Raw genomic sequence first — 18,136 nt, 5'->3', positions numbered from 1 at the left:
ACCCCCTGGCTCACTGACTCCGCCGACCCCCTGGCTCACTGACTCCGCCGACCCTCGGCGCACTTTCCCCACCCGGTCCCGGGCGCTGACCCGGCCGGCCCTTTTCGCCGCGCCGGATCCTTTCGCCACCCCGCTGGGCCGGCTTGCCGGAGTGTGCCGACCGGCGCCTCCCTGCTCCGTGTGACTTTCGCCGGGTGCGCGCGACCTGCCGGGAGGCGGGAATGCGGCGTCGTCATCTTTCAGAGTTCTGTCGCATTATTGCGGTGTCGGTACCGAGTTTGTATCGTCATCGGCACGAAACGAGGCACACCAGCGGTCCCCGCAGACTCCGAAATCCCCGGGCCCAGCGTGCAGGTGCCGGTGGAGAGCTCACCGGACCGATCCAGGAAGCAGGTACTCGTGTCCACATCAGAGCGCGACCGCCGGTGGTGGCGAGACGCGGTGATCTACCAGGTCTACCCGCGCAGTTTCGCCGACGACAACGGCGACGGCATCGGCGACATCGCCGGCATCCGGAAGCGGCTGGGCTACCTGTCCGGGCTGGGCGTCGATGCCATCTGGTTCGGCCCGTGGTATCCGTCGCCGATGGCCGACGCCGGCTACGACGTCTCCGACTTCCGTTCCGTCGAGCCGGTCTTCGGCACGCTCGCCGAGGTCGAGGAGCTGATCGCCGAGGCACACGGGCAGGGCCTGCGGATCATCGCCGACCTGGTGCCCAACCACTGCTCCGACCAGCATCCGTGGTTCCAGGCAGCACTGGCCGGCGGGCCTGACGCGCCGGAACGGGACCTGTTCTGGTTTCGGCCCGGGCGCGGCCCCGACGGAGACCAACCGCCGACCGACTGGATCGGCGAGTTCGGCGGTCAGACCTGGACCCGGACCATCAACCCCGACGGCACCCCCGGCGACTGGTACCTGCATCTCTTCGCCGCCGAACAGCCCGATTTCAACTGGGACCACCCGAGGGTGCGCGCCGAATTCGAGGAGATCCTCCGGTTCTGGTTCGACCGGGGTGTGGACGGCATCCGGATCGACTCGGCGGCGCTGCTGCTCAAGGACGCCACCCTGCCCGAGGTGGTCGAGGGTGCGCCGCACCCGTTCCACGACCTGGACGGGGTGCACGACATCTACCGGAGTTGGCGGCGGATCGCCGACAGCTATCCCGAGCCGCGCGCGTTGATCGGCGAGGTGTGGCTGCCGGACCGGCAGCGGTTCACCAACTACCTGCGCCCGGACGAGCTGCACACCGCCTTCAACTTCGACTTCCTCACCTGCGCCTGGGACGCGGCGAAGCTGCGGGAGAGCATCGACGGCACCCTCGCCGAGCACGCTCCGATCGGCGCACCGGCCACCTGGGTACTCTCCAACCACGACGTGACCCGGGTGGTCACCCGGTACGGCCGGGCCGACACCACGTTCAGCTTCGCCAGCAAGCGCGAGGGGACGTACACCGACCTGGAACTGGGCACGGTGCGGGCCCGGGCAGCCGCGCTGCTCTCGCTCTCCCTGCCCGGCGCCGCCTACGTCTACCAGGGCGAGGAGCTGGGACTCTGGGAGGTCGAGGACATCCCACCGGCACTGCGGCAGGACCCGATGTATCCGCGCTCCGGATTCGTCGACCCCGGTCGGGACGGTTGCCGGGTGCCGCTGCCGTGGTCGGGTGACACCGCGCCGTTCGGGTTCAGCCCGGACGACGCCGCCGCACCGCCCTGGCTGCCGCAGCCGGCCGCCTGGAAGGACCAGACCGTACAGGCGCAGACCGACGACCCGCACTCGATGCTGGAGCTGTACCGCGAGGCGATCCGGATCCGGCGTACCCTGCCCGCGCTCGGCGACGGCACGCTGCGCTGGCTGCCGGCTCCGGACGGGGTACTCGCCTTCGCCCGCGATCCCGGGTTCGCCTGTGTGGTGAACCTCTCCGAGGCTCCGGTGGAGCTTCCGCCGCATCAGGGCCGCCTGCTGGCCAGCCGGCCGGTGGACGGTGACCTGCTGCCCTCCGACACCACCGTCTGGCTGCGTACCGCGGGAGCGAGTTGACGGTACGCGGCCGGGCGTGACTACGGTTGGGCCAGGACTCACGGGGGAGGATGGCCGGATGGGGAAGACGTACGACCGGATCGACGGCAGGTTGCGCACCTTCATCGAGCAGCAGAAGGTTTTCTTCGTGGCGACCGCTCCGCTCGCCGCCGACGGGCACGTGAACCTCTCGCCGAAGGGGCTCGCCGGGTCGCTCGCGGTGCTCGACGAGCAGACCCTGGCATACCTCGACTTCGGCGGCAGCGGAGCCGAGACCATCGCGCACCTGCGGGAGAACGAGCGGATCACGCTCATGTGGTGCGCCTTCGAGGGCCCGCCGAAGATCGTCCGGGTGCACGGCCGGGGCGGGGCGGTGTTCCGGGACGACGCCCGGTGGGCGGAACTGCTCGGGCACTTTCCCCCGGAGCAGGTCGGCCTGCCGGGGTTGCGGGCGATCGTGCTGGTCACCGCACGGCGGATCAGCGACAGTTGCGGCTACTCCATCCCGCTCATGGACTACCGCGAGGAGCGGACGCTGCACACCGAGTACTTCGGGCGGAAGACCGACGAGGAGTTCGCCGCGTACTGCGAGCGCAAGGAGAACGTCGGCAGCAGCATCGACGCCCTGCCCGCGCTGCCCCTCCCACTGCCGCCGCTGCCAGTGCCGCCGGCCTGACCGGGGGCGACGACCCTGCCGGCCTGACCGGGCGGCGACCCGGCGGGCGTCACGCCTCGGAGTACGACCCGTGCCGGCCCTCGCCGGAGGTGAACCGGGCCACCCCTTCGGTGGCGTCGGTGGCGAGCGAGTTCATCCCGTACGCCAACTCGGTGCGCATCGCCTCCTCCTCCGGCCGGCCGGCGGCGGCCAGCATGGAGAGCCGGTCGTTGCGCAGGCAGGTCTGCGGGAACCCGGCGATCTCGGCGGCCAGCGCCTCGGCGGCGGCCCGTGCCTCGCCCGGCTCGACGAGCCGGTTGACGAGTCCCATCTCGTACGCCTCCGGCGCCGGTACGGGCCGGCCGGTCAGGATCAGGTCCATCGCCCGGCTCTGCCCGACCAACCGGGCCAGCCGCACCGTCCCGCCGTCGATCAGCGGTACCCCCCACCGCCGGTTGAACACCCCGAAGACTGCGTCGGACTCGGCGACCCGCAGGTCGCACCAGAGCGCCAACTCCAGCCCGCCCGCGACGGCGTACCCGGAGACGGCGGCGATCACCGGCTTGCCGAGCCGCATCCGGGTCGGGCCCATCGGACCGTCCCCCTCCGGCTCGACCCGGTTGCCGCTCGGTGTGGTGATCGCCTTCAGGTCGGCGCCGGAGCAGAACGTGCCGCCCTCGCCCCAGAGCACCGCGACCGAGGCGTCCCGGTCGGCGTCGAAGCTCCGGAACGCGGCGGCCAGTTCCCGCGCGGTCGGACCGTCCACCGCGTTCCTGGTCTCCGGCCGGGACAGTACGACCGTCCGAACCGGACCGCTCTGCTCAACTCGTACGCCCACCGAACAAGGATGCCGTCAAGGGACCCGGCTTCGCACCCCCCAATTGTCGTCAGCCGGTCCGGCCGGCCCGGCCGGTGATCGCACCCAGCGAGGCGGCGACGACACAGCCGATGCCGAGCACCTGCGGCCAGCCCAGCGTCTCGTGCAGCAGGGTGAGGCCGACCAGCGCCGCCACCGCCGGTTCGAGGCTGAGCAGTACCGCGAAGACCCGGGCCGGCATCCGGCGCAGTGCCGCCATCTCGGCCGAGTACGGCAGTACCGAGGAGAGCAGCGCGACTCCGAGCCCCAGCGCCATGGTCCACGGGTCGAAGAGCGCCGACCCGCTGCCGGCCACCCCGAACGGCAGTACGCAGACCGCCCCGACCGCCATCCCGAGGGCGAGGCCCTGACTGCCGCCGAGCCGGGTGCTGACGGCCTTGCCGAACACGACGTAACCGGCCCAGCCCAGCGCGACCAGCCCGCAGTAGAGCAGCGCCGTACCGTCGAGCCGGCCCGTGCCGTGGGCGCCGGAGCCTGAGCCGGTGCCGGTCAGGGCGCCGAGGTCGAGCAGACCGGCGAGCAGCGCCACCCCCAGCCCGGCCAGGACCACCCAGCCGAGGTCCCGGGCACGACGGCTGGTCACCACCGAGACCAGCAGCGGCCCGGTGAACGCGATGGTGACGGCGACGCCGAGCGGCACCCGTTGCAGGGTGGTGTAGAAGGCGAGGTTCATCCCGGCCATCGCCACCCCGAACGCCACGACCAGCCCGGCGGTGCGCCAGCCGAGCCGAAGCGCCGGCCGGGCCACCGCGAGCAGCACCAGGGCGCCGAAGCCGAGCCGCAGTGCGGTCGTACCGCCGGGGCTGGTGGTGCGGAACAGTTGGGTGGCGATCGCCGCGCCGACCTGTGTGGAGACCATGCCGAGCAGCATCAGCAGCGGCGCCGGCACGCCCGGCCCGGCCAGGGCGGCGAGTCGGCCGACGCCGGCCGGTGCCGGCTCCGGGCCGGGCTGGCCCACGGCGCAGGTGTACGTCCCAGACATGCCGATCATCCTCCGGCCCGGCAGGCCCGGGAAGCGAGCGAGTTACCGCCCGGGAAGCGAGTGGGTTACCGGAAGCGAGTGGGTTACCGCGCGTTGATTAGGTCGAAGCCGTTGGCGGCCAGTGCGACGAGTTCGTCGAGTGCCTGCCGGGCCCGGGCCGCCGTCGCCGGCTCCCGCTCGGGCAGGCCGCTGGCGACGAACTCGTCCTCGTCGAGCCGGAGCACCTGACTCCGGTCGGCCGACACCCACAGGTCGAGGTCCAGGTCCGCTACCACCAGCACGTCGTCGCGTACCGTCGCCGGCCGGGTGACGTCGCAGTACCAGCCCTTGAGGGCGCCGGTGGCGTCGTACACCTCCTTTATGGAGTACCACCGGTCCCGCCAGTAGTGCTCGGTCCAGACGTCACCGGGCACGAACTGGACGAAACCCATGTCCCGGACGACATCCTTGCCCCAGGGAGCCCGGACCACCAGGTGGTCGCCGTCGTCGGAGACCACCGACGCGGGATAGCGCACGTCCGGGCGGGGATCCTTGACCAGTCGTACGGTCACCGGCTGCCCGGCCGCGAGGACCTGCCCACCGCCGTCGCCACCGATGTTGCCGTCGCCATCAGCCTTGCCATCGTCCCGGACCGTCATGCCGTTCCCCCGCGTCGCGCCGTGTCGTCGCGGCCGACGGTACCGGACCTCGGGGTAGCGGCTTCGTGCCGGGACGATGAAGATCAGCAGGTGGCTCAGGAGGGCGGCGAGTAGGGCCACTCCTCGAACGCCGCGCACCGGCCGTCCCCGGCGAAGGTCATGATCCAGAGATCCCGGAACTCCTCGCCGTTGCCGTACCGGACCTCGATCCGGGCGACTCCGACATCGCCGTCCACCGCGACGATCTCGCTTGTCATCTCGAACTCCTCGTCCGGCCCCTCCCGCTCGGCCTCCCACATCTCGCCGATGTCCCGCAGGCCGAGCACCGGCTGCCGGTACGGCCCCGGCAGGTAGCGCGCGTCCGGGGTGAAGAGCGCGGAGAGCGGTTCGGTGCCGGGGGAGCGCCAGGCCCGTTCGTAGCCGACGATCCAGTCCCGTACCCGCGTCCGGTCCATCAGGCCCTCCACCACGTCAGGCCGCCGGGCGGCCGGCGAACCGCTTTGTCGGCCGCAGCGGCGGGCTCGTCGTACCCGAGCCGGTGGCGATGCCGGCGAGCAGTTCCCGCAGCGCGACCCGGGCGTCCTGCCGCGGGCGCCAGCCCAACTCCCGCTCCGCCCGCGAGCAGTCCAGCAGCGGTACCGCCGCACCCATCTCCAGCCAGCCCTCGTCCACCGGCACCAGCCGGGTCCACCAGGCGGCCCGGGCCAGCAGCCGGAGCAGGGGCAGCGGCAGTGGCGCCGCCCAGCCGCCAAGTTCCGCCGCGACCAGCGGCCCGTCGACCACCGGCTCGGCGGCGATGTTGAACGCACCGGTCCGGTCGCTGCGCAACGCCCGCAGGTACGCCTCGGCGGCGTCGTCGGCGTGCACCACCTGGACCCGGAGTCGCCGGTGCCTCGGTACCACCGGCAGCCGCCCCGAGCGGAGCAGTGAGACCGGGGCGAACCGGCCGAGGAAGTACCGGGTGACCTCGGCTCCGGCGTCGTGCTGGAGCACCAGCGCGGTACGCAGCCGGGTGACCCGGAGTACCGGATAGTCCCGCTCGGCGTCGGCGAGCATCGCCTCCACGGCCGCCTTGTCGACGCTGTAGGCGGATCGCCCGACGCCGGTGACCGGCCAGTTCTCGTCGACCCGCCGGTCCTTCGGCCCGGGGGCGTACGTCCCGACCGACGAGGCGTACACCAGCTTCGGTACCCCGGCCGCCAGCATCGCGTTGACGACGTGCCGGGTGCCGTTGACGTTGGTCTGGCGCAGTCGGGCCCGCTGGTGACTCGGTTGGATCTGCCAGGCCAGGTGTACCACCGCGTCCACGCGAGCGAGCCGTTCGGCGAGCGAGTGCAGGCAGGCGGGGTCACCGAGATCGGCCGCGTGCCACCGCACCCGGTCGTACGGCGCTCCGGCGTCCGGCGGCGGGCAGCGCCGGGCGATGCCGATCACCTCGATGTCCGGCTCCCGGGCCAGCCGACGCAGCAACGCCGTACCGACGTTGCCGGTGGCTCCGGTGATCGCGATCCGCATGTCGGGCGGTCTACCCGGACCACGCCTCGGTAACCCGGCCGGGTGATAACCGACCTCCTCGTTCGGCCGTGAGGTTTGTCCGGCGGCGCGCCGGGTAGTCCGGGTCGGTGCGAGCGATCCTGAAACTTGAGCAGGCAACCGGCCTGGACCGGACAGCGGAACGCATGCAGCGGATCGTCGCCGCGGCGATCCGCCCGCAGCGGCTACGCGACATCCTGCACGGGGTCCCGATCGGGCATCCGCTGCATCCGGCGCTGGTCCAGGTGCCGCTGGGCGCCTGGATCAGTACGGCGGTCCTGGACCTGATGCCCAACCAGCGGCGGGCCACCACCACCCTGGTGGCGGTCGGTACGGCAGTCGCCGTACCGACCGCGATCTCCGGCTGGAACGACTGGGGAGCCCTCTCCCGGGAGCAGCAGCGGGTGGGCCTGGTGCACGCGCTCGCCAACGGGGTCGCCATCGCGATGTACGCCGGCTCGCTGGCCGCCCGGCTGACCGGCCGGCACGCCCTGGGTCGTACCCTCGGCTACCTCGGCCTCGCCGCCGCTGGTGGCGGCGGGTTCCTCGGCGGGCACCTCGCCTACAAGCAGGCGGCAAACGTCAACCAGGCAGTGCCGGACCTGCGCCGGATCGAGGACGGTTGGCATTCGCTGGCAGACATGTCCGCGCTGCCGGAGAAGGAGCTGCTGACCCGCCGGATCGACGACATCGCCGTCATCGTCTACCGGGACGGCGACGACGTCACGGTGATGCTGGAACGCTGTGCCCACCAGAGCGGCCCGCTCGGCGCCGGTGAGGTCGTCCGGGAGAACGGGCGTACCTGCGTGAAGTGCCCCTGGCACGGCAGCATGTTCGAGCTGGACGGCGGCGAGGTGGTGCACGGCCCGGCCAGCACCGACCAGCAGGTCCTGCCGACCCGGGTGGTCGGCGGCGTCCTACAGACCCGCCTGCCCTGAACCGCCGACAGCCGCGCCCCGCGCGTGCCTGTCGCGCCTCGCGCCTGCCGCCTGTCATGCCTGGTGCCTGCCGCCTGTCGTGCCTCGTGCCTGTCGTGCCTACTGTCCCGGGCTTGGCGGGCGACCAGTGCGGGTGGCGGTGAGTCCCCAGGTGGCGTGCGGCACGGTGACACTGTCGCCGAGTTCGTCGACCGCCGCGCCCACCGTGGCCAGTATCTCCGCCGTCTGGTGCTGAGCCAGGATGGTGAAGCCGCCCGAGGTGGCCACCAGGTCGAGCAGCTCGTCTCGGCCGTACGAGCGTTCCCAGTCGTACCGCCACAGTTCCGGTTCGTCGAACCCGCCCGCTTCGCGGATTCCGTCGGCGGCCCTGGCATACAGCGCCTGGTACCCGTCGAGCGCGGAAGTCCCCGGCCGGCCGCCCAGGTTGATCGGCGAGTCCGGGACCACCCGACGGTACGCCGCGACGAGGGCCTCGGTGACGGCTGGCGGAAGCTCGTAGACGTGCCCGAACGGGGCGAGTACGCCGCCTGGTCGCAGGATCTGTGCCGCCTTGGCCGCACCGCCGACCGGGTCGACCCAGTGCCAGGCGGTGCCGGAGACGATTGCGTCGAAGCTGCGCCCGGCTGGCTCCCACTCCTCGAAGGTCGCGACCTCGACCTCCACGCCGGTCCCACGGGCGAAGTCGGCCATCCGTGGGTCGGGCTCGACGCCGAGCACCCTGCGGCCGGCGGCCAGGAACTGGCGGGCCTCGATGCCCGTGCCACAGCCGACGTCGAGGAAGTCGGTGCCGGGACTGGCAGCCACGATCCGCTCGATCAGATCATCGGGGTACGGGGACCGGGTTCCGTCGTACCGTCCGGGGTCGATCCCGAACGACTGCGCTGCCCGACGGTGCCGGTGTGGTTCTGGCGTGGGCGAAGCCGATATAGTGGTCATGTGCCCACTCTAATGGGCAGCCGCCCACTATGGAAACCGGGGTCGATGAGTCCGACAGGGGAGGAGGGGCCTTGCCGACCGGCGTAGCGCTGCGAGACCCGCGCCAGCAACTCTTCGACGCCGCCGTGCGGGTGCTGCTCCGGGACGGGGTCACCGGCCTGACCAGCCGAGGGGTCACCACGGAGGCGGGCGTCGCAAAGGGCGTTCTGCACCGGCACTTCGCCGACTTCGACGCCTTCCTCGTCGAGTTGGTGCTGGACCGCATCGCGCAGGTGGAAGCCCAGTCCGCCGCCCTGCGGGACGCGGCCGGGACGGGAACGGTCGTCGACAACCTGACCCACGCCCTGATGACCCTCTGCGAGCCGGTGATGGTGGCGATGGTGGCCCTCGTCATCGCCCGGGACGAGCTTCGCGCCCGGCTCCGTGCGGCCGGCACCGCCCGGCTGCCCCTGGTCGGCGAGGGTGCGGCGATGCTCACCGGCTATCTGGCGGCCGAACGGGACCATGGCCGGATCGCGTCCGACGCCGACGTCGACACCCTCGCGCCCACGCTCGTGGGCGCCGCGCACCTGCTCTTCGCCGAACGGAACGGCAGCCCGCCGGAGCCTGCGGCCGTCCGCAAGGTTGTGCGCACGGTCCTGGCCAGCGTCCTACGCTGACCACCGTCGTTCGTCCCCGGTTCGCCCGGCCCCGGGTCAGTCGGGGAGCCGGTGTCGACCGTTGCCGAAACCAGGACGGCGGCCCGAGCGGTTGCGGAGGCCGAAGACCGCACCGACCTGCGCGCCGACGATGCTGGCCACCGCGATCACCGCGGAGACCGCGAGCGGCCGGTTCAGCTCCTCCGCCCCGCCGGTCCGCGAGGAGGTGACCGTGTACGTACCTCCGCCGCCGTCACCACCCGACGGCTGTGCGGGCGGCGGGTCGGCCGGGGGGCGCGCACTGGGAGGTGGTGGCGGGGCTTCCGGCTGTTCGGCCTCTGGTGCCGGTTCGACGGGTACGGTCGGCTGCCAACCGCCCGGCGGTGGTGGGGTCGCGACCAACCCGCTGGCGTGCTGTCGTGCGCCGCGATCCTCGGCTGACGGCGGCAGGTTCAGCAGTTGGCCCGGCCGGATCCGGTCCGGGTCGCGGATCTCGTTGAGCCGGGCCAGTTCCGGATAGCGGTCGAAGTCACCGAGGTAGCGGCCGGCGATGTGGCCGAGGTAGTCACCCTTCTCCACCCGGTAGACCGGTTCCGGCTCGCCGGCCAGCCACTCCGGCGCGGGTCCGGAGGCCGGTTCCGCCGCCAACCACGGCGGTGCCGGTCCCGACGCCGGCCCGTCCCCGCCGGCCGGCTGGCCTCCGTCCATCATCGACCCCACGCCGACCGGCCGGTTTCCCGCCACCGGCAGTCCTGGCGATCCCGGTTGGCTTCCCGCCACCGGTTGCCCTGCTGCGGCCGCTACCGGTTGCCCCGCTATCGCCGCTACCGGTTGCCCCGCTGTCGCCGGGTGCCCTGCTGTCGCCGGCTGGGCGGCGGCTGCCGCCGTCGGCCCGAGGACCGTGCCGGCGGCGGTGGCGGCCGGGCTGACCGCCAGGACCAGTGCCACCGAGCCGACCAGGGTGGCGGCCCAACGCTGCTGGCGGCCGAGCCCGGGCAGCCGGATCGCCGGCCGCCTCAGGATCCGGGCCGGAATCTCGACGAGTACCGAGAGGGCGAAGGTGGCCCAGCCGACCCAGCCGACGACCGCCAGTGCCCGGAGGAACAGTTGACCGTCGTCCCGGCTGGTCAGCGCGGTGCCGATCTCGTCGAGCCCCGGCAGGTGGTCCGGCAACGGATTGCCGGCCAGGGCCAGCAGCGCGAGGGGTGCGCCGACCAGCAGTCCGATCAGGACGGTCAACGCCCCGAACCCGGTGCAGAACTGGCCGGCCCGGCGGGCCGCCCGGGATGCAGGCATGACTATGCCCCCTATTCAGCGGTTCGTCGTGGTGAGGAGTGTCGCGGTGGCCGTACCGGGCACCGTGATGTTGTCGGCGAAACCGAACAGGTCGAGGAAGACCGTGTCGTAGTCGAGTTCGAGGTTGACGGTCAGCGTGGAGTTGTCCCCGGCGACCGCGAAGTCGACGTCCCAACGCTCGACGCCGTCCACGCTCGCCAGGTAGTTGCCGACCGCCGTACGGGCGGCGGGCTGGTCCAGCAGGGTGGTGCCGTCCAGGAGCAACTGCCCGAGGTCGATCGCCTGGCCGCCGGCCCGGGCCGCCTCGGCCGCCAGGTTGTCGGCGCGCTGCATCGTGCGCAGCTGGCCGGCGCCGTCGTACGCCAGCCCGATGATCGCGAGTACGCCGATCAGCGCCACCGCGAGGAAGAGGCTGACCCGCCCCGAGTCCGGCCCGACCGGCTGGTCCGAACCGACCGGCTGGTCCGGCCCTGCCCGCGCACCGGCGGCGGAGCGTCGGGCGTTCACGCTGCGCTCCGGCCACGGTAGCGGTCCAGTGGGGACGCGAAGGTCGCCTCGACGGTGCTGTGCTGGCGTACGCCAGGCAGCAGCGGCATCCGCAGGTCCCGTACCGAGACGTCGCAGGTGACCGTGACGACCACCGAGGCGTCGGTGCCGAGGCCGATGACGTACACCTCGTCGAAGCCGGCCCGCTGGCCGTCGACCGTACCGGCGAAGTCCAACTCCGGCTCGCCGGAGCAGGAGAGCCCTTCGGCGTCGAGTCGACTCCGTACCGCCTCCCGGGCCGCCTCCCGCCCGTCCCCCGCCGTACGCGAGATCGAGGCGGCCCGGGCGGCATCGTGCGCGGCGGCCTCGATCGCCTCGTGCGCGACGGCGGTCCGGCCGGCGACCCCGGCCAGCGCCACCAGGGCGAGGAAGGCCGGGGTGAGGATCGCGGTCTCCACCGAGACCGAGCCCCGGTCCCGGCCGTTCCACCGCCCCCGCCGCGTCCCGTCCCGCACGGTCACGGCGCCTCCTCGGTGAACCGCTCCACGGTGCCGAAGGCCGTCTCGCTGATCGGCGGCAGCGAGATCAGCGGTACCACCCGGAGCGGTTCTCCGGTGACGGTGGCGCTCACCTGGGTGTCGTCCGGCTCCACGGCGGTGACCGTGACCTCCCAGCTGACCAGCCAGTCACCGGCCCGATCCAGGAAGTCCTCGGCGCGCTGCTGCCCCACCCCCGGCTCGGCCTGATAGGCGCGTTGTGCGCTCACCGCCGACTGGGCGGCGTTCAGCGCGGTGGCCCGGGCGATGAACCAGGTGGCGGCCTGGATCGAGGCGAGCAGCAGGATCAGGATGGCCGGCATCAGTACGGCCAGCTCGACGGGGTTGGCGCCCCGGTCCCGCTGTACGCCGGCCAGGCGCCGGCCGACCATCCGCCGCACGCCGACAGCGGGCCGCCGCTGCCGCGCGTCGACGATCGGTCGCCCGCCGACGGTCCGGTGCACGCCGACGATCCGGTGCCGCCGGCCCCGGGCGGTCGTTGCCGGAGGCCGGTGCCGGATGCGGGCGCGCGATCGTGGCACAGGATCAGTCCTGCGGCAGTCCGGGGTCACCACCGGTGTCCGCGCCACCGCCCGGCTCCGGAATGGCGTCCATCCAGTCCGTGACGCTGCGCGACACGGCGACGGTAACCGCCAGGGCAGCGGCCACCAGACCAAAGATGATCACTGCGGTCGGGACCGGGCTGTCGCCCCGATCCCGTTCACCGCTGCGGCGCAACTCGGCGATCCGCACGACGAACGCAATGTGCAGGTAGTTGATGATCGACATTGCGGTCTCCCTTCAGGGCAACGGTGGGTCGGGGTCAGATCCGGGCCACGAACGGATAGAGCACGAAGCCGACGAGTACGAAGACCAGCAGCGCGCCCGGCACGTCCAGGCGGCTCGTCACCGCCTCGGCCCGGGCCAGGTTGTCGGTCCGGATCTGGTCGCGCAGCGAGTCGGCCCGGCCCCGCAGCGAGTCGTGCACCTGTGCGCCCTCGGTACCGGAGGACTGCATGATCGCCCCCACGTCACCGAGTTCCGGGATGCCGATCTTCTCGGCCAGTTCACGCAGCTCGTCCCAGGGCGAGTGCATCTGGAGCTGGGCCAGCCGCAGCGCCTCGCGGATCCGCTCGAAGACCCAGCCGTCACAGACCTCGGCAGCCCGCTCCAGCGCCTGCACCGGACCGTGCGCGGCCGACAGTTGCAGTGCGACCAGGTCCAGATAGGCACAGACGGCCTGTCGGAACTCGCGCCGGGCCCGCTCCGCCTTGACCAACACACTCCGGTGCGCCATCAGCACACAGAGCAGCGCGAAGCCGAGCGCGCCGACGGTCGGCACCACGAACGGCAGCCGGATCCCGGCGACGAAGAGGATCGCGGTCGACACCGCCGGAGTGGCCAGCCCGACCAGCCCGGAGAGCAGCAACGACAGCGTGTACTGCTCCGGAGACTGTCCGATCAGCGCCAACTGCCGGTGCGGTGGACGCAGCCAGCGGGCCGCCCCGGCGAGCCAGTCGAGGTCGCGGCGGGACGGCCGGACCGGACGGCTCAGCCCAGCCGGCTGGTGCAGCCGGCGCAGCGCCGGGCCGAGCGCCGGGGTCGCCGGCAACGCCTCCCGGACCAGCAGGAACAGCCCCAACCCGACGGCCGCGCCGCCGAGCACCCCGAACGTCAGAGGCCAGTTGAGAATCACACCGTCCTCCTCGCGCTCACGGGAGCGCTCCGTCCCGGTCGGGCGGGGCGAGGAACCGGGCCGGCCGGGGCGGCAGGCTCATCGCCCGTACCCAGGCCAGCAGGGCGACGAAGGCGGCACCGAGCAGTACCATCACCAACTGCCCGTCCGGGGTGCCGTACGGCTCCATGTAGTCCGGGTTCACCAACCCGTACGCCAGGACCAGCAGGGTCATCCCGGTCAGGAAGCGCACCGCGAACCGGGGTTGCGCCCGCTTCGCCTCCACCTCCCGCCGAGTCACCACCTCGGCCGCCGCAGCCGAGGCGATCGCCCCGAGCACGTCACCGAGCCGCTCGCCCCGATCCGTCAGGTGCAGGATCAGCGCGGCGACCACCTGGTCGCAGACCGGGTCACCGATCTCCTCGGCAAAGGCCAGCAGTGCGGCCCGGCCCTGCCAACCGGCCGCCAGCCTGGCGGCGAGCAGGCGTACCTCCTCGTCGATCTGGTCGGGTGCGGTCGAGACCGTACCGATGATCGCCTGCTGGAGGCCCTGGCCGGTGCTGGAGACGTCCTTCAGCCGGCGGGTCCACTCGCCGATCGCCTCGATCCGGTTGATCGCCCGCCGTTCGGCCCGCCCGGTGCCGAGCAGCCACGGCACGCCAGGCACCGCGACGGCGACCAGCAGCCCGACCACCGGCAGCCCGGTGAGCAGGAACGCCACCGCCCCGGCCACGGTCGCCCCGACCAGCAGCGTCTGGTGCGTCCGTTGCTCCCGGGCACTCGTACCGGAGCCGAGCCAGAGTCGGCGCAGCATCGAGTCGCGGCGCGGCGCCGCCGGCCGCTTCGTCCCGACCAGCGCGGCGACCACCAGCACCAGCCCGGTCGCGCAGGCGATCCCGGAGAGTACGGCGATCAGCTCGATGTTCGACGGCAGCGTCACCTCGGCCCCCCCGTTCCCAGCCGGCTGTGCCGGGGACGCCGCCACGCGCCGGTACCCGCCTCGATGTAGCGGGTCAGCAGCCGTGCGTCGTACCCGACCCGGAGCAACTGGTCGCGGACCCGTTCCGGCAGGTGGCGGGGGACCGCCCGGCCGTCCGGCCCCGGCCCGAAGACGGTGGTCGTGGTGATCCGGTTGCCCTCGCCGACCCCGACCACCTCCTCGACGTGCGAGACGAAGCGGTGCTTGCGGCCGCCGATCGCGGTCTCGTCCTCGATGGTCACGTAGACGATCAGGTCGAGCGCGTTGCCGGCCATCCGCCTGGCCTGCTCGACTGTCATCTCCCGGCCGTGCGACAGCGCCAACTCGATGATGCGCTCGCTGACCCCGGCCGGGGTGCGGGCGTGGATGGTGCACATCGAACCCCGGCTGGTGGTCATCGCCTGGAGCATCGGCACGATCTCCCGGGACCGGACCTCGCCGACGATGATCCGGAGTACGCCCATCCGCAGCGCCACCGGGATCAGGTCGGCGATGGTCACCTCGCCCGCCGGCCGGCCGTCCGGCCCCCGGTCGCCGTGCCCCTCCCGGGACTCGAAGCTCATCACCGCCCGGTGCTTGCGTCCCCGCCGGGTGGGCAGCAGCTCGCGGCTCTCCTCCAGCAGCACGTACGGTTCGTCGGCCGGGATCTCGTCCATCATGGCCCGGATCACGGTGGTCTTGCCCGCCCCGGCCAGCCCGGCGACCATGATGTTCAGCCCGGCCCGCATCGCCGCCCGGAGGAAGTCCCGGATCAGCACGTCGAGCATCTCGTCCAGGTCGGCCCGGCCGCCGGAGATGTCGTCGAGGGTCACCTCGATGGTGTTGTGCTTGCGGATCACCGCGTAGGGGCGGTGGCTGACCAGGAAGACCGCCGCCAGCCGGCTGCCGTCCGGCAGTTGCAGGTCCAGGGTCGGCTTCGAGGTGGAGAGGGACCGCTCGGTGGCACCGGCCCGCCGCGCCGCCGCCTGGAGGATCTCCACCATCTCCTCGTCGCTGTCGGCGATCGGCTCGGCCCAGTCGACGCCACCGTCGCGCCTGGTGATCCGCACCGAGTCGCAGCCGAGGATGTGCACCTCCTCGATCGAGTTGTCGACCAGCAGGGTCTGCAACCGGCCCAGCCCGACCAGTTCCGCGTTGACCTGGTCGAGCAGCATCCGCTCCTCGGCCGCCGACATCGGGGTACCGGCCCGGCGGGTGGAGTCGGCGTACTCGGCGACGACCGCGACGGCGAGCCGGGCCCGTTCGACGTCCTCCTCGGCGGTGTTGAACTCCCGACCGCGCTGCCACAGCGTCAACCGTTCACTCAACTCGCGCCGGAGTTCCCGGACCACCGCGAAGTCGACCCGGGGCCGGGGCGGGGCGGGCGGAGTCACCGGCTGCGGCACCGCCGCGTACGGCGGGGGCGGTCCACCGCTCGGCAGCGGTACGGGCCGGTGCCCGTTGTGCGGGACGACCTGCCAGATCGGGGCGGTCGCGGCGGCGTCCTGGTTTCCGGGACGCGGGTCGGAGTAGACCGGCTCAAATCGCACCGGGTACCCCCTCGATCGCGGCCGGCCAGCCGAGCCGGGCCCGGCGCCGGTCCAGTACCGCCCGGACCGGCACCTCCAGGGCGCTGGCCGCGCGCATCAGCGGCCGGTTGGCGCGTACCGTCCCGCCGAAGCTGAGCACCTCGGCGGTACGCGGATCGTCCGGCAACTGCGCGATGACCGGCAGCCGGAGCGCCTTGCCCACCTCGCTGCGGCCGTGCTCACCACCGATCAGCAGCAGTCGCAGCGTGTCGGCGGGTACCCGGTGTTCGGCGAAGTCCCGCTCGATGGCCCGGATCGCGGCCTGGGTGCTGGACAGGTGCGGCAGCCGGGCGGCGGTGACCACAAGCACCAGGTCGGCGGCCCGGAGCAGTGGCCAGGGTGGCCCGACCACCTGGAGCCGGCCACAGTCGACAAGTACGTCGTACGCCGGGCGACCCTGGGCCAGCCCGGTGAAGAAGTCGGCGAACCGCTGCCAGAGCGGTACGACGCTGCCGGCCTGGGCCGGATCGACGACACCGGGCAGCAGCAGCCGTTCCCGCCGGGGCGCGTCGAGGTCGACGAGCTGCGACCAGAACGCCTCTTCGAGGTTGCCGTCCCGCAGTTCGCCGACGGCAAGTTCGCCGATGCCCCGGGGGCCGGGCAGCGCCCCGCCGAGATAGCCGGCCAGCACCGATCCGCCGGACGGGTCGCACTCGGCCAGCACCAGCCGGTGGTGCCAGGTGAGCGTGCAGGCGAGCGCGGTCGTGGTGACTCCGGGCGATCCCTTGGCCGAGACGAGGGCGACGATGGCCACGGTCAGGCTGCCGCGTTCAGCACGACCGCGATCCGGTCGCTGGTGGCCAGTGCCACCACCGCTGGTACGTCCTTGGCGGCGAGCGCGAGGTAGAGCACCACCGAGTTGCTGGCCGGGGTGGCCATGTCGATCACGGTGGCCTGGAACCGGGTCGCCGGTGCGGCGGCACCCCGCGCGTCGTCACCGGCGGTGCTGAACAGCAGCACCTTGTCGCCGGGGCGCAGCCGCTTCGCCGGTACCTCGCTGGGGCGCAGCCCGACCGAGATCTGCTGCTGGCCGGGGCCGAGCAGCGGCTTGTCGGTGAGCTGCGCCATGGTGAGCAGGGTCCCCGGGGTCAGCGCCACGGTGGCCCGCTTGCCGATCACCTCGGCGATCCGGTCGGCGGGCACCGGTTCGAGGCCCTGACCGCCGGCCACCTGGACCGCCACCAGGTCGTCGGCGGTGAGCGCGGTGCCGACCGGTACGGCCCGGGCGACCGCGAGATAGCTGCCGGTGGCGCGTACGGAGGTGATCGCGAACGCCGACCCGAGCCCGCCTAGCGCGATCAGCAGTACGGCGAGGCCGAGCAGCCCGGGTCGCATCCGGCGCTGCCGGACGATCCGGGGCGGGGTGATCGGCGCGTCGATCGGCGCACCTGTGGTCGGACTGGTCACCACTGTCACCTCGTCACCACCTGGAGTTCGTCGATCCGGATCGTGGCCGTGGCTTCGCGGCTGGTGGAGAGGGCGTCCTGGTCACCCTCGCCGGTGCTGCTGCCCCACGGCACCCGCCAGTGCTTGACGGCGGTGATCTCGTACCGCCCACCCGGCTTCGCGCCGCTCGCCTGCGGATAACCGGGGTACGCGCACGCGGCCCGGGGTGGTTGGCGCGGGTCGTGGGTGCCGGCCTTGAACGGGGTACCGGCCGAGGTGCACGTGACGGTCTCGCCGTTGCCCATCCGCCAGACGATCTTCGTCGGGATCGCCTCGATCCAGACCGTCACGCCACCCTCGTCGGCCGTCTTCCGCTGCTCCCGCCAGCTCGACGCGTCATGCAGCCACACCGGTACGCCGACCAGGCCGGGGGCGTCGCTCGGCGCGGTCCGGATCTCCGGCGGGTCCAGGGTCAGGCTGGCGAAGAGGTTCAGGGCCATCTGCTCGGGGTCCGGCGGCGCGAAACCGCTCGGCGGGTCGGTCAGCTCCACCACCTCGGAACTACCGGCCGCGCTGCACGTGCGCAGGTAGGCGGTCTTGCCGGCCTCGACGCCCGGCGGCTGCGGCTCGGCCCGCTTGTAGTAGCAGTCGTCGGCGCTGTTGAACCAGCCGAGCACGTCGTCGTAGCAGGGCACCCGCGTGCCGTCGTCCTTCTCGCAGACCCGGTTGCCGCCGCCGGAGCCGCCACCGTCGCCGTCACCGGAACCGCCGCCGTCGCCCGGCTCGCCAGGCAGGTTCTGCCAGACGTCGCAGTTGCTCTGCCCCGGCGGGCACTCCGCGACCGGGTCGGCTCCGGCGGGACCGGCCGGTATCGCCAGCGTACCGGCCAGGGCCAGCACCGCCACGGCACCGCCCCCGAGCAGCCGCCGGGCCGGCACGGCACCGGCCACGAGCAGCCGGGCGGGCGCGGCAACGGCGCCCTTCATCCGTGCTCGCC

The 18,136-nt window shown here is 72.8% G+C and carries 21 protein-coding genes; 4 read left to right on the top strand and 17 right to left on the bottom strand.

Annotated features, from left to right (window positions below):
- Positions 1-399 precede the first annotated feature (399 nt).
- Together CLT71_RS21090 and CLT71_RS21085 are read left to right on the top strand one after the other, a co-directional pair.
- A complete protein-coding gene (locus CLT71_RS21090; RefSeq protein ID WP_101371650.1) occupies positions 400-2,037 on the top strand; it encodes a glycoside hydrolase family 13 protein in 1,638 nt (545 codons plus the stop codon).
- Between the two features lie 58 nt (positions 2,038-2,095).
- On the top strand, positions 2,096-2,692 hold the full coding sequence (locus tag CLT71_RS21085) for a pyridoxamine 5'-phosphate oxidase family protein (RefSeq protein ID WP_101368622.1): 597 nt from the start codon (positions 2,096-2,098) through the stop codon (positions 2,690-2,692).
- Between the two features lie 49 nt (positions 2,693-2,741).
- Here the strand turns inward: CLT71_RS21085 and CLT71_RS21080 are convergent, their stop codons facing one another.
- The 5 genes from CLT71_RS21080 to CLT71_RS21060 form a co-directional block, all read right to left on the bottom strand.
- Positions 2,742-3,509 (bottom strand): crotonase/enoyl-CoA hydratase family protein, encoded by a 768-nt coding sequence (locus CLT71_RS21080; protein WP_101368621.1) that lies wholly within the window; start codon positions 3,507-3,509, stop codon positions 2,742-2,744.
- 49 nt (positions 3,510-3,558) lie between these two features.
- Positions 3,559-4,530: an EamA family transporter gene (locus CLT71_RS21075; RefSeq protein ID WP_101368620.1), complete on the bottom strand. Its 972-nt coding sequence runs from the start codon at positions 4,528-4,530 to the stop codon at positions 3,559-3,561.
- An 83-nt stretch (positions 4,531-4,613) separates the two neighbouring features.
- Positions 4,614-5,168, bottom strand: a complete 555-nt coding sequence (locus CLT71_RS21070; protein WP_101371649.1) for a ribonuclease FAU-1 family protein — start codon at positions 5,166-5,168, stop codon at positions 4,614-4,616.
- A 95-nt stretch (positions 5,169-5,263) separates the two neighbouring features.
- On the bottom strand, positions 5,264-5,623 hold the full coding sequence (locus CLT71_RS21065; RefSeq protein WP_101371648.1) for a nuclear transport factor 2 family protein: 360 nt from the start codon (positions 5,621-5,623) through the stop codon (positions 5,264-5,266).
- A gap of 16 nt (positions 5,624-5,639) precedes the next feature.
- Positions 5,640-6,683 (bottom strand): NAD-dependent epimerase/dehydratase family protein, encoded by a 1,044-nt coding sequence (locus CLT71_RS21060; protein WP_101368619.1) that lies wholly within the window; start codon positions 6,681-6,683, stop codon positions 5,640-5,642.
- Positions 6,684-6,790: 107 nt separating this feature from the next.
- Here CLT71_RS21060 and CLT71_RS21055 point away from each other — a divergent pair, with 107 nt between their 5' ends.
- Positions 6,791-7,639: a Rieske (2Fe-2S) protein gene (locus CLT71_RS21055; RefSeq protein ID WP_101368618.1), complete on the top strand. Its 849-nt coding sequence runs from the start codon at positions 6,791-6,793 to the stop codon at positions 7,637-7,639.
- A 99-nt stretch (positions 7,640-7,738) separates the two neighbouring features.
- Here CLT71_RS21055 and CLT71_RS21050 read toward each other — a convergent pair whose 3' ends face one another.
- Entirely contained in the window at positions 7,739-8,575 is an 837-nt protein-coding gene (locus CLT71_RS21050) for a methyltransferase domain-containing protein (RefSeq protein ID WP_101368617.1), read from the bottom strand.
- Between the two features lie 71 nt (positions 8,576-8,646).
- On the opposite strand from CLT71_RS21050, the gene CLT71_RS21045 reads away from it, so the two are divergent.
- On the top strand, positions 8,647-9,234 hold the full coding sequence (locus tag CLT71_RS21045; protein WP_101368616.1) for a TetR/AcrR family transcriptional regulator: 588 nt from the start codon (positions 8,647-8,649) through the stop codon (positions 9,232-9,234).
- 36 nt (positions 9,235-9,270) lie between these two features.
- Here the strand turns inward: CLT71_RS21045 and CLT71_RS21040 are convergent, their stop codons facing one another.
- The 11 genes from CLT71_RS21040 to CLT71_RS20990 all read right to left on the bottom strand — a co-directional run bounded on the left by CLT71_RS21040 (position 9,271) and on the right by CLT71_RS20990 (position 18,125).
- Positions 9,271-10,509, bottom strand: a complete 1,239-nt coding sequence (locus CLT71_RS21040) for a LysM peptidoglycan-binding domain-containing protein (RefSeq protein WP_101368615.1) — start codon at positions 10,507-10,509, stop codon at positions 9,271-9,273.
- A 15-nt stretch (positions 10,510-10,524) separates the two neighbouring features.
- Positions 10,525-10,908, bottom strand: coding sequence for a hypothetical protein (locus CLT71_RS21035; RefSeq protein WP_101371647.1), 384 nt, complete (start codon positions 10,906-10,908; stop codon positions 10,525-10,527).
- Between the two features lie 104 nt (positions 10,909-11,012).
- Complete coding sequence (locus CLT71_RS21030; RefSeq protein ID WP_486483373.1) at positions 11,013-11,516, bottom strand: TadE/TadG family type IV pilus assembly protein; 504 nt, start codon at positions 11,514-11,516, stop codon at positions 11,013-11,015.
- Positions 11,513-11,923: a TadE/TadG family type IV pilus assembly protein gene (locus CLT71_RS21025; RefSeq protein ID WP_101371646.1), complete on the bottom strand. Its 411-nt coding sequence runs from the start codon at positions 11,921-11,923 to the stop codon at positions 11,513-11,515. Before CLT71_RS21025 ends, CLT71_RS21030 begins: the two co-directional genes overlap by 4 nt.
- Positions 11,924-12,077: 154 nt before the next feature.
- Positions 12,078-12,320 carry a hypothetical protein gene (locus CLT71_RS21020; protein ID WP_101368614.1) on the bottom strand — a complete coding sequence of 81 codons (243 nt, stop codon included), beginning with the start codon at positions 12,318-12,320 and terminating at the stop codon, positions 12,078-12,080.
- A 34-nt stretch (positions 12,321-12,354) separates the two neighbouring features.
- Positions 12,355-13,224, bottom strand: coding sequence for a type II secretion system F family protein (locus tag CLT71_RS21015; protein WP_101371644.1), 870 nt, complete (start codon positions 13,222-13,224; stop codon positions 12,355-12,357).
- 19 nt (positions 13,225-13,243) lie between these two features.
- Complete coding sequence (locus tag CLT71_RS21010; RefSeq protein ID WP_101368613.1) at positions 13,244-14,191, bottom strand: type II secretion system F family protein; 948 nt, start codon at positions 14,189-14,191, stop codon at positions 13,244-13,246.
- On the bottom strand, positions 14,143-15,714 hold the full coding sequence (locus CLT71_RS21005) for a CpaF/VirB11 family protein (RefSeq protein ID WP_486483372.1): 1,572 nt from the start codon (positions 15,712-15,714) through the stop codon (positions 14,143-14,145). Before CLT71_RS21005 ends, CLT71_RS21010 begins: the two co-directional genes overlap by 49 nt.
- Positions 15,704-16,507 carry a P-loop NTPase family protein gene (locus CLT71_RS21000; RefSeq protein ID WP_101368612.1) on the bottom strand — a complete coding sequence of 268 codons (804 nt, stop codon included), beginning with the start codon at positions 16,505-16,507 and terminating at the stop codon, positions 15,704-15,706. The genes CLT71_RS21005 and CLT71_RS21000 overlap by 11 nt, the downstream gene beginning before the upstream one ends.
- A gap of 2 nt (positions 16,508-16,509) precedes the next feature.
- Positions 16,510-17,169: an SAF domain-containing protein gene (locus CLT71_RS20995; protein ID WP_101368611.1), complete on the bottom strand. Its 660-nt coding sequence runs from the start codon at positions 17,167-17,169 to the stop codon at positions 16,510-16,512.
- Entirely contained in the window at positions 17,166-18,125 is a 960-nt protein-coding gene (locus CLT71_RS20990) for a hypothetical protein (RefSeq protein WP_143743525.1), read from the bottom strand. Before CLT71_RS20990 ends, CLT71_RS20995 begins: the two co-directional genes overlap by 4 nt.
- Positions 18,126-18,136 lie beyond the last annotated feature (11 nt).

The organism is Plantactinospora sp. CNZ320 (assembly GCF_002846275.1).
This window is presented reverse-complemented; position numbering and strand designations above follow the sequence as displayed.

Excerpts from the sequence above, each read along its gene's own strand:
- CLT71_RS21085 (WP_101368622.1), top strand. The coding sequence starts at position 2,096 with ATGGGGAAGACGTACGACCGGATCGACGGCAGGTTGCGCACCTTCATC.
- CLT71_RS21075 (WP_101368620.1), bottom strand. The coding sequence starts at position 4,530 with ATGTCTGGGACGTACACCTGCGCCGTGGGCCAGCCCGGCCCGGAGCCG.
- CLT71_RS21070 (WP_101371649.1), bottom strand. The coding sequence starts at position 5,168 with ATGACGGTCCGGGACGATGGCAAGGCTGATGGCGACGGCAACATCGGT.
- CLT71_RS21065 (WP_101371648.1), bottom strand. The coding sequence starts at position 5,623 with ATGGACCGGACGCGGGTACGGGACTGGATCGTCGGCTACGAACGGGCC.
- CLT71_RS21060 (WP_101368619.1), bottom strand. The coding sequence starts at position 6,683 with ATGCGGATCGCGATCACCGGAGCCACCGGCAACGTCGGTACGGCGTTG.
- CLT71_RS21050 (WP_101368617.1), bottom strand. The coding sequence starts at position 8,575 with ATGACCACTATATCGGCTTCGCCCACGCCAGAACCACACCGGCACCGT.
- CLT71_RS21040 (WP_101368615.1), bottom strand. The coding sequence starts at position 10,509 with ATGCCTGCATCCCGGGCGGCCCGCCGGGCCGGCCAGTTCTGCACCGGG.
- CLT71_RS21025 (WP_101371646.1), bottom strand. The coding sequence starts at position 11,923 with ATGGTCGGCCGGCGCCTGGCCGGCGTACAGCGGGACCGGGGCGCCAAC.
- CLT71_RS21020 (WP_101368614.1), bottom strand. The coding sequence starts at position 12,320 with ATGTCGATCATCAACTACCTGCACATTGCGTTCGTCGTGCGGATCGCC.
- CLT71_RS20990 (WP_143743525.1), bottom strand. The coding sequence starts at position 18,125 with ATGAAGGGCGCCGTTGCCGCGCCCGCCCGGCTGCTCGTGGCCGGTGCC.